Annotated in this window: 12 protein-coding genes; 7 read left to right on the top strand and 5 right to left on the bottom strand. The window is 41.3% G+C overall.

Annotated features, from left to right (window positions below; all coding sequences use genetic code 11):
• The first annotated feature begins 58 nt into the window (after positions 1–58).
• Genes dnaX through recR form a run of 3 tightly spaced genes read left to right on the top strand, consistent with a single transcriptional unit; the run spans position 59 to position 3254 of the window.
• Positions 59–2284 carry a DNA polymerase III subunit gamma/tau gene (gene dnaX, locus BTO08_RS08460; protein WP_105060662.1) on the top strand — a complete coding sequence of 742 codons (2226 nt, stop codon included), beginning with the start codon at positions 59–61 and terminating at the stop codon, positions 2282–2284.
• Positions 2285–2321: 37 nt separating this feature from the next.
• Positions 2322–2651, top strand: a complete 330-nt coding sequence (locus BTO08_RS08455; protein ID WP_005370465.1) for a YbaB/EbfC family nucleoid-associated protein — start codon at positions 2322–2324, stop codon at positions 2649–2651.
• 3 nt (positions 2652–2654) lie between these two features.
• The gene (recR, locus tag BTO08_RS08450) at positions 2655–3254 is read left to right on the top strand and encodes a recombination mediator RecR (RefSeq protein ID WP_105060661.1); all 600 of its coding nucleotides are present in this window, start codon (positions 2655–2657) and stop codon (positions 3252–3254) included.
• 71 nt (positions 3255–3325) lie between these two features.
• Here the strand turns inward: recR and BTO08_RS08445 are convergent, their stop codons facing one another.
• Entirely contained in the window at positions 3326–3871 is a 546-nt protein-coding gene (locus BTO08_RS08445) for a regulatory protein ToxS (RefSeq protein ID WP_105060660.1), read from the bottom strand.
• Positions 3862–4731, bottom strand: a complete 870-nt coding sequence (locus BTO08_RS08440) for a transcriptional regulator (RefSeq protein WP_105060659.1) — start codon at positions 4729–4731, stop codon at positions 3862–3864. Before BTO08_RS08440 ends, BTO08_RS08445 begins: the two co-directional genes overlap by 10 nt.
• A gap of 194 nt (positions 4732–4925) precedes the next feature.
• Between BTO08_RS08440 and htpG the strand changes: the two genes are divergently transcribed.
• The 4 genes from htpG to BTO08_RS08420 all read left to right on the top strand — a co-directional run bounded on the left by htpG (position 4926) and on the right by BTO08_RS08420 (position 10268).
• On the top strand, positions 4926–6827 hold the full coding sequence (gene htpG / locus BTO08_RS08435; RefSeq protein ID WP_105060658.1) for a molecular chaperone HtpG: 1902 nt from the start codon (positions 4926–4928) through the stop codon (positions 6825–6827).
• 141 nt (positions 6828–6968) lie between these two features.
• The gene (gene adk / locus BTO08_RS08430; protein ID WP_105060657.1) at positions 6969–7613 is read left to right on the top strand and encodes an adenylate kinase; all 645 of its coding nucleotides are present in this window, start codon (positions 6969–6971) and stop codon (positions 7611–7613) included.
• 225 nt (positions 7614–7838) lie between these two features.
• The gene (gene hemH, locus BTO08_RS08425; protein ID WP_105060656.1) at positions 7839–8816 is read left to right on the top strand and encodes a ferrochelatase; all 978 of its coding nucleotides are present in this window, start codon (positions 7839–7841) and stop codon (positions 8814–8816) included.
• Between the two features lie 147 nt (positions 8817–8963).
• A complete protein-coding gene (locus tag BTO08_RS08420) occupies positions 8964–10268 on the top strand; it encodes an inosine/guanosine kinase (RefSeq protein ID WP_105060655.1) in 1305 nt (434 codons plus the stop codon).
• A gap of 78 nt (positions 10269–10346) precedes the next feature.
• Here the strand turns inward: BTO08_RS08420 and asnB are convergent, their stop codons facing one another.
• The 3 genes from asnB to nagC form a co-directional block, all read right to left on the bottom strand.
• Positions 10347–12017, bottom strand: coding sequence for an asparagine synthase B (gene asnB, locus BTO08_RS08415; RefSeq protein WP_105060654.1), 1671 nt, complete (start codon positions 12015–12017; stop codon positions 10347–10349).
• A 320-nt stretch (positions 12018–12337) separates the two neighbouring features.
• Positions 12338–13930, bottom strand: coding sequence for a cation:proton antiporter family protein (locus BTO08_RS08410; protein ID WP_105060653.1), 1593 nt, complete (start codon positions 13928–13930; stop codon positions 12338–12340).
• A 115-nt stretch (positions 13931–14045) separates the two neighbouring features.
• The gene (gene nagC / locus BTO08_RS08405; protein WP_105060652.1) at positions 14046–15260 is read right to left on the bottom strand and encodes a DNA-binding transcriptional regulator NagC; all 1215 of its coding nucleotides are present in this window, start codon (positions 15258–15260) and stop codon (positions 14046–14048) included.

Here is a 15260-nt window from a genome sequence, read left to right as displayed (position 1 = left end):
AGAAATAGAGGCGAGTGTATTTATAAGACGCTGTCTAGATAGAGTAAGGTAGTTATTAATGAGTTATCAGGTTCTGGCCCGTAAATGGCGTCCATCTCAGTTTTCTGATGTGGTAGGTCAGTCACATGTGTTGACAGCCTTAGGCAATGCGTTAACGCAAAATCGCCTTCATCATGCTTACTTGTTCAGTGGTACTCGTGGTGTGGGTAAAACAACTATCGCGCGCATCTTTGCTAAAGGACTGAACTGTGAAGAAGGGATCACGGCAACACCCTGTGGTAAATGTGCAACATGTCGTGAAATTGACGAAGGACGTTTTGTTGATCTATTAGAGATAGATGCGGCGTCTCGTACCAAAGTAGAAGATACTCGTGAATTGCTCGATAACGTTCAGTATAAGCCTGCTCGTGGACGCTTTAAAGTGTACTTGATCGATGAAGTACATATGTTATCTCGCCACAGTTTTAATGCTTTACTAAAAACGTTAGAAGAGCCGCCGGAGTACGTTAAATTTATTTTAGCGACAACGGATCCTCAAAAGTTGCCAGTTACAATCTTATCTCGTTGTTTGCAGTTTCATTTAAAGCATCTTGATCATCAACAAATTCAAACGCAATTAGAAACAGTACTCACAGAAGAAAAAGTGGAGTATGAAGCTAAAGCATTAAGCTTATTAGCGCGCGCTGCTGAAGGTAGTATGCGTGATGCGTTAAGTTTAACGGATCAAGCCATTGCTTTAGGGAATGGTCAAGTCGGCATTGATAATGTTGCGACAATGCTTGGCACATTAGATACAGATCAAGCGTTATTCTTACTTGAAGCTGTCGCGCAAGCAAATGCAAATAATGCGATGAACAGTTTACAAGAACTGGCGAATATTGGCGTTGAATGGGACAGTCTACTGCGTGAATTAGCCAGTCAATTGCACCGTGTAGCCATGTATCAAGCTTTACCTGCGAGTTTAGATGATGCGTTGCCTGATGCTGAGCGTATCAGTTTGTTAAGCCAACTGATGACGCCACAAGATGTGCAGCTATGCTATCAAATTGCGGTGCAAGGTCGACAAGATTTAGGCTATGCGCCTGATGGTCGAACTGGACTTGAAATGGTGCTATTACGTATGTTGGCATTTAGACCTGTTGTTTCATCAGGGATCCAGCCACAAGCGATCAATGTTCCTAGCACTCAGCCGGTCGCGGCAGTACCAGCTGTGAATCCTAATTCCACTGGGCAGCAAGGTGTTTCACGCGTACAAGCGTTAAAAGCGCAGATGCAAGCCGCGCATACGGAGCCTGCATCTCAAGTCGAGCCGCATCCAATACAGCAACAATCTAATGCCGCTGTTAATCCAGAAATGAATATGGCGCCAATGCAGCCTCATTCTGTGATGCCAGAACCTCAAGTCGCACCAGCTCAGCAAAGTGCTCAATCACAACCCGTTGCGCCACAACGTTCTCAAGAACCAGTGCCACAGATATCGCAATCGATGAGTGTGCCTGAAGTGCCAGCAGTACCTGCTGAAACATCACGTTCAGGTTCGGCTGCTAGTGGGTTATTGGCGGCACGTAATAGATTACGCAGCCAGAAACAGCGTGGTAATGATGATGCACAGGTTTCATCGGTAAAAAAGACGCCAACGACGTCAGCTAAAAAAGTCGCTACATCCGTATTAGATCGCGTTGCCAATAAGCAAAAAGCGATGCCTACGAGTGCTTCCCGTGCGATGCCGACGTCGAATCTCCCAGCACAACAGCAACAAGAGAAAGAAGATCAAGAATACCGCTGGAAACCGACAGCAAAACCTGATGCTGAAGAGGCTAAAAAAGTCGATGTGGCTCCACGTGTTTTAAAGAAAGCACTAGAGCACGAAAAAACACCGGAAATGACAAAAATACTTGTCAATGAAGCGGCAAATCAGGATAGTTGGGCAAACTTAGTGACGCAGTTGGATGTGGGGAAATTAATCCAACAGCTAGCCTTGAACTCTTCTTTTGAGCAGCAAGGTGATCAAATCACATTGCATTTACGCGCATCGCAACAGCATTTAAATGGTGAGCGTGCTAAAGAACAATTATGTAATGCATTAAGTACCGTATTAGGACACCCAGTCATGTTGAATATCGTACTGGGTGAAGAAGGAAAAACACCGTTAGAATTACGTGAAGAGCTGTATCAACAAAAGTTGTTACAAGCAAAACAGAGCTTAGATAACGATCAAAATGTGATGTTTATTTGTCAGCGTTTTGCAGCTCAACTGGATGAAGACAGTGTTCGACCAATTTAAAGGTTTTTAACCAGACCAAGATAGAGAGAGAAAAGATATGTTTGGTAAAGGTGGCATGGGTAACATGATGAAGCAGGCGCAACAGATGCAAGAGCGCATGCAGAAGATGCAAGAAGAAGTAGCAAACATGGAAGTAACTGGTGAATCAGGTGCTGGCCTTGTTAAAGTTACTATCACTGGTAGCCACAGTGTTCGTCGTGTTGAAATTGACGAAAGTCTAATGGAAGACGATAAAGACATGCTAGAAGATCTTATCGCAGCTGCATTTAACGATGCTGCTCGTCGTATCGAAGAAGCACAAAAAGAAAAAATGGCTTCAGTAACTGGCGGTATGAACCTACCTGCTGGCTTTAAACTGCCATTCTAATTAATGCGTACCAGTCACTTACTGGAGCATTTAATGGAAGCTTTACGCTGTCTACCGGGGGTTGGTCCTAAGTCTGCACAGCGTATGGCTTTTAGTTTGCTACAGCGTAATCGTCAAGGTGGTTTACAGCTTGCAGATGCACTGAGTCAGGCAATGACTGAAATTGGACATTGCCGTGATTGTCGAACATTTACTGAAGATGATGTTTGTGCCATTTGTGAGAACCCTCGTCGCCAAGAAAACGGTTTAATTTGTGTTGTTGAAAGTCCTGCGGATATTGTCGCAGTAGAAGCAACAGGACAATTTTCTGGCCGTTATTTTGTTTTGATGGGGCACTTGTCACCACTTGATGGTATTGGACCTTCTGATATTGGTCTTGATCGTCTTGAAAATCGATTACAGCATGAAAATATCAGTGAATTAATTCTTGCAACTAACCCAACGGTTGAAGGGGAAGCCACAGCGCATTACATTGCTGAGTTATGTCATGAATATGGTGTACCAGCGAGCCGTATTGCTCATGGTGTTCCTGTCGGTGGCGAGTTAGAACTTGTTGATGGCACAACGCTATCGCACTCATTAGCTGGGCGTCAGCGTTTGTAGTTTGTCGAGAATAAATAAAAACCGCGCTAATATAGCGCGGTTTTTTTATGTGTTATTTCAAGCCTGTATTTTTACAGCGAGTAAAGAATATTGGAGCCGTAGGTTAAACTGGTTAATAACAGTGAGTTTTTGTTTATCACATCAATACGACGGCTTTCTTGCGCATTCATTCTGAAAATATCTTTTACAACATTAAGTTGCTTATCATCAAAATCAATATTTGTACCCGATGTTACATCTTTAAACTCTGTTGGCTCAGTGAGCAGATAGCCACCACTGACATCCCATTGACCAGATTCAGAAATATGAATTGTTACGGGCGTTGGTTTCTCACTATAAAGCTCTAACGTCGTAATACGCGAATAGGTATGGTTAGGCAAATACACCATATTACTGTTTTGTTTTACTTTACGTAGTGTGCCTAAATTATCGAGTTGTGTTGGCTCAATGCGACTAAATGTCGTACTTTGCCATTCTCGTGACATCAGTAGCTGCTCTTGCTTGTAATCCGTTGAAAAATAAACCCAACTACAGACTGTGATAGAAATAGCAAGGATCCCAAAAGGCCAATACTTACGAATAATATGCGAAAAGGTAATAGGAGAATTTACTGGCATAATTTCACATTATCCTCATGGCTAGTCAGCAAACGTAAGGTGATGTTTTCCATTGGTACACTACTGCTATGTAAATAATTCAAATACAGCTGATTATTTTGTCCACCGGTGACGATGACTTCGGTTGGTTTACCTTCATCTTGATGATTTTTCAAATAATTACTTACACAACTGCTGATCATATTGTTCCAATCTTTCATCACAGGATTACTGATTGGTGTGTAAATTTTTACGCCATCAACTTGAAGAAGTGGACGAAAAGCTGCCGATTTTGGTGGCATACTTAAATTGACAGCAATGGGTAATATTAAGGCGATCACCAGTGCTACCCAACCAAGCCATGTTATCTTCGGTTTGGTTTCTATTGAGGGTGGTATAGATGATTCAGGCCCTGTTATTTGTTCAACGATCTCGCTATCTGTAACATCAACACTTTGTGTATCAATAAGGGGTATATGCTCTGGATGCGCTAAGGTTTCTTGTTGTGCATCATTACAATCAGCGTCTTCTTCATCGACATAGGTATCCACAGTGGCAATGATTTGGTAACCACGTTTAGGTACAGTTTTAACGAATGCAGGCGACTTGGTTGAGTCTTTTAGTGCTTTACGTAGCGTTGAAATAGCTTGAGTTAGACTTGAGTCATCGACTTCAAAGCCTTGTTCACGCCAAACATAATCGTGAATACGTTGGCGAGTAATAATGAGGCTTGGATCTTCGATTAGAAGACTCAAGGCACGGCTTTCATTACTGCCCAAACGAATTAACTCATTATTTTCTAGTTTATCAATCAAACTGTTATCGTTTGGATCAAAAATGAATCGTTGTCCGATTAAAAACTTTTTTGCGTGTGTAGGCATTTATTTAACCTTAGCAATGATCTTCTAATTATTCATTGTTCTATAAGTTTGCTGAATGGTTTCTTAATCTAAAAATATAAAACGGAATCTGAAAAAATATAAAAAATAAAAAACGTGCTATTTTAGGTTGAAATTATACTGTTTGACCATATTTATCTTAAAAATAACACCTAACAATTTCCTATGGAGTAGAGATGAGCGAGCAAGTAGTTGATAAAAATAAGGAAACTCGTGGTTTTCAGTCGGAAGTAAAACAATTACTTCACCTAATGATCCATTCACTTTACTCGAATAAAGAGATTTTCTTACGTGAATTGATCTCAAATGCGTCTGATGCGGCAGATAAGCTACGTTTTAAAGCCTTATCACAGTCTGATTTGTATGGTGACGATTCTAACCTATGCGTTAAGTTATCAATCAATGAGCAAGCGGGTACATTAACTATTAGTGATAATGGTATTGGTATGACTCGTGAGCAGGCGATTGAGCATTTAGGCACAATTGCTAAATCAGGTACGAAAGAATTCTTCTCTCAGCTCAAAGAGGACGAAAGTAAAGATTCGCAACTGATTGGTCAATTTGGTGTGGGTTTTTACTCAGCATTCATTGTGGCAGATTCGGTAACGGTTAATACACGTGCGGCTGATGTTGCGGCTGATGAAGCGGTAAGTTGGCAGTCTGCTGGTGAAGGTGATTACAGTATTGAAACTATCACTAAAGCGAATCGTGGTACTGATATTATCTTGCACCTACGTGAAGATGATAAAGAGTTCTTAAATGAGTATCGCTTACGTGAGATCGTTGGTAAGTATTCAGACCATATTGGTATTCCTGTTCTTATTCAAACCGAAGAAAAAGACGAAGAAGGTAAAGTAACAGGAACAAAGTGGGATCAGATCAATAAGGCCCAAGCATTGTGGACACGTAATAAGTCCGACATCAGTGAGGAAGAATATAAAGAATTCTACAATCACGTTGCGCATGATTACGCAGAGCCATTGGTATGGTCACATAACCGCGTTGAAGGTAAGCAAGATTACACTAGTCTGCTTTACATCCCGTCGACGGCACCTTGGGATCTGAATAATCGAGATGGTCAGCATGGCTTAAAACTGTATGTACAACGTGTATTTATTATGGATGATGCACAGCAGTTCATGCCGACATACCTGCGCTTTGTGCGCGGCTTAATTGATTCAAACGATCTGCCACTGAACGTATCACGCGAAATTCTACAAGATAACAAGGTGACTCAAGCGCTACGTAAAGCGTGTACTAAGCGTGTGTTGCAAATGCTTGAGCGTATGGCGAAAAATGATGCTGAGAAGTATCAGACGTTCTGGAAAGCGTTTGGTCAGGTATTAAAAGAAGGTTTAGCTGAAGATTTTGCGAATCGCGACAAAATTGCTAACTTGCTGCGATTTAGCTCTACAGAAAATGACTCACAAGAGCAAACAGTATCGCTTGCCGATTACGTGAGCCGCATGAAAGAAAACCAAGATAAGATCTATTATCTAACCGCAGATAATTTCAATGCAGCGAAACATAGCCCACACCTAGAGCAATTCCGTGCGAAAGGGTTGGAAGTGATCTTGATGTACGATCGTATTGATGAATATCTAATGGGCCACTTGCCTGAATTTGAAGGTAAGCAGTTCCAAGCGATTACCAAATCTGATCTTGATCTTTCAAGCTTTGATGATGAAGAAGTGAAAGAGAAGCAAAAAGAGACGGAAAAAGAATTTGCTTCAGTTACTGAGCGTACAAAAAGTTACCTAGGCACACGTGTAAAAGATGTACGTGCAACGTTCAAACTTCATGACACACCAGCTGTTGTTGTGACAGATGAAAACGAAATGGGTACTCAAATGGCGAAACTGCTAGCAGCAGCAGGCCATGATGCGCCAGAGGTTCAATACATTTTTGAATTAAACCCAGAGCACGCATTGGTTAAGAAAATGGCTGATGAAGCGGATGAAGAAGTGTTTGGTCGTTGGGTTGAATTCTTGCTAGGTGAAGCGATGTTAGCTGAACGCGGTACGATGGAAGACCCTTCACAGTTCCTTGCTGCTATTAACAAGTTGCTGATTAAATAACCAAATAACTTACTTATATCAAATACTATTCTGATAAAGCATGTAAACCAAGCCCAGTCATTGTACTGGGCTTGCGAGTCTTGCTTATTCAGTGTATTTTCACTTTTTTGCAAAAATTCCACTCTATTAAAGGGGATCACAATGCGCATCATTCTTCTGGGCGCTCCAGGTGCAGGTAAAGGTACTCAAGCTCAATTCATTATGGAAAAGTTTGGTATTCCTCAAATTTCAACTGGTGACATGCTACGTGCTGCAATCAAAGCAGGTACTGAGCTAGGCAAACAAGCGAAATCAGTGATCGATGCAGGTCAATTGGTATCTGACGATATCATCCTTGGTCTTGTAAAAGAGCGTATTGCGGCAGATGATTGTGCAAAAGGCTTCCTACTAGATGGTTTCCCACGCACAATTCCTCAAGCTGATGGCCTAAAAGAAAACGGCGTTAACGTTGATTACGTTATCGAGTTTGATGTGGCTGACGATGTGATCGTTGAGCGTATGGCGGGTCGTCGTGCTCACCTTCCTTCTGGTCGTACTTACCACGCTGTTTACAACCCACCAAAGGTTGAAGGTAAAGATGACGTAACAGGTGAAGATCTTGTTATCCGTGAAGACGACAAAGAAGAAACAGTTCGTGCTCGTCTAAATGTTTACCACACACAAACTGCACCTCTTATCGAATACTACGGTAAAGAAGCAGCAGCGGGTAACACGAAATACCTTAAGTTTGACGGTACACTTCCTGTTGCTGAAGTGAGCGCTGAGCTAGAAAAAGCATTAGCTTAATATTGATATAGGCTGTTTTAGATAGCTTGTAACAATGAAAAAAAACGGGCTTACCTATTGGTATAGTCCGTTTTTTTATGGTTTAAATAGGGTTAATAAAGGCGGGATACGTCTTTTTCTGATCAAAGTGATCTAAAAGCAGTGGGCTTTCGTTTAGGTTCGGTTGCATGATTATTATTTTCTTGATCAGAAAGCTTGGTATAGGACAGATAAGAGCGAAAACCGATGAATAAAGACAATAAAAAATACGGTGTATTGTTAGTTAACCTAGGTACGCCTGATGCACCGACGGCTGCTGGGGTGAAACAATTTCTATCTCAATTTTTACACGATCACCGTGTCGTCGATATGACTCGCTGGTTATGGTGCCCAATTTTACACGGCGTAATTTTGCCGATTCGCTCACCGAAAGTTGCTAAATTATATCAATCTGTTTGGATGGAAGATGGCTCACCATTGATGGTGTATTCAAAACGCCAACAAAAAGCATTAACAGAGATACTTCAAGTCCCAGTTGAACTGGGTATGACTTATGGTAACCCGAGTACTCAGGCTGGTTTGGAGCGTCTAAAGCAGCAAGGTTGTGATAAGGTTTTAGTTTTACCGTTATATCCTCAGTATTCAGGCACTACCACAGCTGCTGTATTTGATCGTATTGCGAAAGATTTAAAGTCAATATCGTATATCCCAGAGTTGCGCTTTATTAATCATTATTACGATCACCCTGATTATATTTCAGCGTTGGCCGAGACTGCTAAAACTTTGTGGGCAGAAAAAGGCGAGCCTGATTATTTATTATGTTCATATCACGGTATTCCTAAACGTTATGCTGATAATGGCGATCCGTATCCAGATCATTGTAATGGTACAACGGAACTATTAGCGAAGATGCTTGAGATGCCGCGTGAGAAAATGAGCATGAGCTATCAGTCTATTTTTGGACGTGAAGAATGGTTAAAACCGTATACTGAAGGCACGATAAAATCATTGGCTGAGAAAGGCGTAAAACGTCTTGATGTAATGTGTCCTGCGTTCTCTGTTGATTGTTTAGAAACTCTTGAAGAAATTGCAGAGCAGTGCAAAGAAGTGTTCATTGAAGCGGGTGGGGTAGAATTTAATTTGATCCCTTGCCTTAATGATAGCCAAGCACATATAACAATGATGGAAAACTTGGTGAAACAACATGTTCAAGGTTGGGAATAGTCAGTTTTTATTCTGTAACTTACATTGACGATAACGTTTACGCTCTCATTTGTGTTGATATATCTCAAAACCAATGAGAGCTTTTGCTTTTATGTTCTATATTCTGTGATAGAATTCGCAAAATTTACAACTTGATAGCGCATAGACATGAAATTTCCAGGCCAACGAAAATCTAAGCATTACTTTCCGGTACATGCTCGCGATCCACTTTTAAGTCAAACGAAACAAGAGAAGCGTCTAGCACGTACTCATGTTGTAGGTATTGACCAAACATTGGTAGATATTGAAGCTTATGTGGATGATGAATTCCTGGAACGCTATGAGTTAAGTAAAGGCCATTCTTTGGTTATTACTGATGAAAAAGCAGAAGCGCTATATCAAGAGCTAAAAGAGAACAATCTTGTTACTCACGAGTTTGCTGGTGGCACTATTGGTAATACGCTACACAACTATTCTGTGCTAGCGGATGATAAATCTGTTCTTTTAGGCGTGATGAGTAAAGACATTGAGATCGGTAGTTACGCGTACCGTTACCTTTGTAATACATCAAGCCGTATGGATATGAACTATCTTCAACCTGTTGATGGCCCTATTGGTCGTTGTTTTGCTCTTATTTCAAAAGACGGTGAACGTACGTTCGCTATCAACGAAGGTAAGATGAACCAACTTGAACCGAATAGTATTCCTGAACATGTATTTGAAAATGCCTCTGCGCTTGTGCTAACAGCGTATTTAGTGCGTTGTAAGCCTGGCGATCCTATGCCTGCAGCAACAATGCGTGCCATTGAATATGCGAAAAAATACGATGTGCCAGTGGTATTAACACTAGGTACAAAGTTCGTTATTCAAGACGATCCACAATGGTGGCGTGACTTCCTTCGTGATCATGTAACAGTTGTTGCAATGAACGAAGATGAAGGTGAAGCGTTGACTGGTGAGTCTGATCCGCTTGTGGCGGCAGATAAAGCATTAGAATGGGTTGATCTTGTTCTTTGTACTGCAGGCCCTGTAGGTTTATATACCGCAGGTTACACTGATGATAACGCTAAGCGTGAAACAAGTTTACCGTTACTTCCAGGTGATATTGCTGAGTTTAACCGCTATGAATTCAGTCGACCAATGCTTAAAGCTGCGTGTGAGAACCCAATTAAGGCGTATTCACACATTGCTCCTTACATGGGCGGCCCTGAGCGTATTAAGAATACGAATGGCGCTGGTGATGGTGCACTTTCAGCATTACTGCATGATATGTCTGCAAACCGTTACCATAAAGAAAACGTGCCGAACTCTAGTAAGCACCAACATTCTTTCTTAACATACTCATCGTTCTCACAGGTTTGTTTATATTCAAACCGTGTAAGCTACGAAGTATTGGCACAGTACTCTCCACGTTTATCTCGTGGTCTGCCTGAGCGTGAAGATAGCTTGGAAGAAGCATACTGGGAACGTTAAGTTTCTTATGAATATAAAAAAACCGCCAACGCATTTTATGTTTGGCGGTTTTTTTATTATTTGCAATTTAGTGCAAGATTATTTTTTATAAGCTTCGTTATGTACAGCGGCAATAGCGCGACCTGATGGGTCAGCAGCATTCTTAAAGCTTTCATCCCATTCAATCGCTTTTGCGCTTGAGCAAGCAATAGATGGACCACCTGGAACACATTTCGCTGCGCTTTCGAGTGGGAATAGCTCTTCAAAGATCTCACGGTATGCGTAAGCTTCTTTGGTTGTTGGCGTGTTGTAAGGGAAGCGGTAAGCTGCAGTTTCAAGTTGTTGATCCGTTACCTTCTCTTCAGCCACTTCTTTTAGCGTATCAATCCAGCTGTAACCTACACCATCAGAGAACTGCTCTTTTTGACGCCATGCAATAGATTCTGGTAGGTAGTGTTCAAAACACTCACGTAAGATGTGTTTTTCCATCTTACCGTTACCACACATTTTATCTTCAGGGTTTAGACGCATTGCCACATCGATAAATTCTTTATCTAGGAATGGTACTCGACCTTCAACACCCCATGCTGCTAATGATTTGTTTGCACGGGCACAGTCAAACATGTTCAGAGCAAGCAATTTACGTACAGTTTCTTCATGGAACTCTTTCGCGTTTGGCGCTTTGTGGAAGTATAAGTAACCACCAAAGATCTCATCTGCACCTTCACCAGAAAGAACCATCTTGATACCCATCGCTTTGATTTTACGACCCATTAGGAACATTGGGGTAGAAGCACGAATGGTTGTCACATCGTAAGTTTCAATGTGATAAATCACATCACGGATAGCATCTAGACCTTCTTGAATCGTGTAGGTCATTTCATGGTGAACGGTACCAATTTTATCAGCAACTTCACGCGCTGCTTTTAAATCAGGGGCGCCTTCAAGACCGACGGCAAAAGAGTGAAGTTGTGGCCACCATGCTTCAGATTGGTCATTATCTTCAATACGCATTGCAGCAAAGCGTTTTGCCACTGCCGATGTAATTGATGAATCTAAACCACCCGATAGAAGTACACCATAAGGTACATCTGTCATTAACTGACGCTTAATAGCCGCTTCTAGTGCTTCAGTTAATTCTTCTTTGCTGGTTGAGTTACCTTGTACGGCTGCGTACTCATTCCAATCACGGGTATAATAACGCTGCGGCTCGGCATCAGCACTACCGTAGTAAGAACCTGGAGGGAATTCGCTCACTGTTTTACACACAGGCACCAGCGCTTTCATTTCTGATGCAACATAGTAGTTGCCGTTTTCATCAAAACCTTGGTATAGCGGAATAATACCAATGTGATCACGACCAACAAGGTAGGTGTCTTTTTCTTCATCATAAAGAACAAAGGCGAAAATACCGTTAAGTTCTTCAAGTAACTCTTCGCCCATATCTTGGTAGAGCGCAAGAATAACTTCACAGTCTGAATCTGTTTGGAAATCGTATTTGCCTTCATAGCGAGCACGGATTTCTTTGTGGTTGTAGATTTCACCGTTAACAGCAAGGATCAATTTTTTATCTGGGCTATAAATGGGCTGAGCACCACTGTTTAGACCAACAATAGCAAGACGTTCATGCGCAAGAATGGCATGTTCTGATGCATAAATACCTGACCAGTCTGGGCCGCGGTGACGAAGCTTTTTCGACATTTCTAATGCGATAGGACGCAATGCTGCTGCGTCGCTCTTAATGTCTAGGATCCCAAATACAGAACACATAGTAATACCACTCCAACGTTATCTTTTTATATCCATAAATCTTAGAAACACTGATGTAACCAAAAGGTTTTTATAATGAAAACAAATCTTTTTATTTCTGTGTGTTTCTCTTTGATTGTTAAAATTGCGTATTCTGAAGTAAATTGCAATAAAAAATCTTCAATCCATTAAAATAAAACGTCTTAGGTGAATCATATTCATTTAAATCACCTTTAACTGAATTAAATCTAATGTGTTTGGCTTTTTATTTAAAAAAAATAAACAGTAGTTGTTACCACTGTTTATTTTTTACTGCGAAATAAGGGGGCATACTTATAGGATTATGATTTGATTGCTGTTATGTCTGGCTTTAAGTGATCACATACATTACGAGCAAAACCACTGCCTGCCTCATTGAAGATGTTGAAGACGGCATCAATACCTTGCTCATACAGTAACTCCTCATCATCATTGTACTGAGCAATTGCCGCAATTTTACCTTGGAAATGACGAGCTTTAATTTGCTCTAAGGCATAAACATTCGCCTGACTATGAGGCATTGCTAATAAAATAAGCGTTATGCGTTCTTTGCTGATCACTCGCGCCCAAAAATCAGGGTCAGTCGCATCGCCTTGAATAACATTGCGTCCTTCTTTACGTTGCTGCTCGGCGGATTCCTCTCGGGTTTCAACGCCTATGATTTGCTTGCCGTAACGCGCTTGTAATTCATCATATGCTCCCGTGCCTATACGACCCATACCAAGAATCAACACTTTTGATTGACCGAGATCGATCAGTTTGTCATCGGCGTTGAGTTTTTCTGGTTCAAATTCTTTTAGCCATTTTGATGCTTCAGTGTAAAGTTTATGGCTCATGCTGTTGAGAGGGGCTGCGAGCAAAAATGAAAAAGAGACAGCAATGGCGATAGCCACTAAAAAAGTACCCGGTAATAGTCCGAGTTTATAAGCCACACCACCGACAATTAAACCAAACTCGCTGTAATTAAATAGTGTTAACGTCGCGAGCATTGAGGTACGGACACGGTAACGACACAAATGGAATATGCCGTAGTACAACAGACCCTTAAGCGGTAATAAGAGTAGTAAAACAAATGCCATCAGCAACCCATTAAGAGTCGGGGTTTCTGACAGGCCAATATTTAAGAAAAAGCAAACAAGTAACAACTCTTTAAAGTTAAAGAGTGATTTTGCCATTTCAGAAGACTTACTGTGTCCTGCCATTAGCATCCCGATCAATAGTGCACCCAAATCAGGCTTCATACCAACCAGTTTAAATAACCCTGCACCGAGCACTAGCGCAAGAGTAATGGCATAGAGTACCAGTACTTCACCGTGACCTGCTTTGTCTAAGATCTTGTATAGGATAGGGCGTAATAACGGTAGAGCGAAAAGCCCAAGCGCATACACTTCTGGCATTTTTCCACTTGAGATAGTTAAGAATATAACGGCGAAGATATCTTGCATGACCAAAATACCGATAGAGACGGTACCGTACTTTGCATTTAACTCGCCTTTTTCTTGTAACAGCTTAATGGCAAATACTGTACTGGAAAAAGACAGCGCAAATCCAATGAGGATAAGTTGGCTGAACGCCATGTCGCTGAACATGGTTAAACCAAGCTGTTTTAATACCAATAGACAGAGGGTAAATAAGGTTGTTGATAAGAGATTATGTAGGGTAGCGCCACCCCAAACTTCTTTTTTAAGTAAGGACTTCACATCCAGTTTTAAACCAATGGTAAAAAGAAGCAGTGTCACCCCTAAGTTAGCTAAGGTTTCTAATGTAGGTGTAGAAGTAAAGCCAAAACTGTTGAGACTAAAGCCAGCAACAAGAAATCCGACAAGAGGGGGGAGTTTGCAACGTAGAGCAATAAAACCAATGATAAAAGCGGTAAGTATGTAGATAAATTCCATATCTTGTACAACATCCTTGCAAGATAACAATCTGGAGAAATAGCATGAAGCTGATGAGATTAGGGGCGTATTAATTAAATACGCCCCTTTGCTCTGAATTTATATGTTGCTGTGATTAGTCTTCTAATAGGAGCTGTAATAATACACCGTTTAACATAGCGCGTTTGATCATTGAAAATGCACCTATGGTCGGTTGGTTATAAAGCTCAGATGCAACAATCGGTAAGTCATGATGAAATCTTGAGAGTGATTGTGTTTCAACACAACGTCGAATCGCTGGAAAAACAATCTCTTGGGCATGAGTAATGTTACCCGCAAGAATGATTTTTTGAGGGTTGAACAAATTGATGGTCATCGCAAGGGCTTTGCCCAATTGATTTCCAACTTTTATCAACGCTTGGGTTGCTAACTCATCACCATCATTTGCCGCATCACAAATCGCAAGCATTGTTATATCTTCAAGCTCTTGTAGTGAGCTTGGATAACCTTGGTCGAGCAACTGTTGAACATGTTTCACTATAGCGGGGTCGGCTGCGACTGTTTCTAAGCAACCAAAATTACCGCACTGGCATTTATCGCCTAATGGATCGATTTGAATATGACCGATCTCGCCCACGTTACGGTTAAAGCCCAAGAATACTTGACCATTAACAATAATACCGGCACCTGTACCGTTGTGAACACTGACTAGAATTGAGTCTTTACAATCGCGGCTTGCACCGAAGTAATGTTCAGCTAACGCTAGGCCTCGAATATCATTACCGACAAAACAAATAACACCGAATTGTTTTTTAATAATGTCAGCTAATGGAAAGTCATCAATTTCAATATGTGGCATATATTCCACAATACCATGCTCAGGGTTCACTAAGCCGGGGAGCGTAATACCAAATGCAACCAATTCCTTCATTACATTTTGGTTATTACTGATGAAGTTTTGGATATGCTCAAGTAAACCATCAATTAAGGCTTGTTGGCTGGTATAAGAAAATGGGTGAGCGGTACCTGTTATATGGTTACCACTTAAATCATAAAGGGTTATTTCAATGTAATTTCGACCAATACGCACCGCAATAGAATGAAATGCTGCTGATTCAGTTGTCAGCGATATTGCCCGTCTACCGCCGGTTGATGCTTGTTGCGCGACCTCTTTTATTAGGCCGCGCTCAAGTAGTTGGCGGGTTATTTTAGTAACACTGGCAGGAGCAAGCTGACTAACATCAGCCACCTGAATACGTGAAATAGGGCCCTGCAAGTCAATCAAGCGATAAACAGCTGCACTGTTTAGCTGTTTTACGAGATCAACATTACCAATTTGTCCGCCTGTCAT

This window comes from Photobacterium angustum, assembly GCF_002954615.1.
Lineage (GTDB): Bacteria > Pseudomonadota > Gammaproteobacteria > Enterobacterales > Vibrionaceae > Photobacterium > Photobacterium angustum_A.
This window is presented reverse-complemented; position numbering and strand designations above follow the sequence as displayed.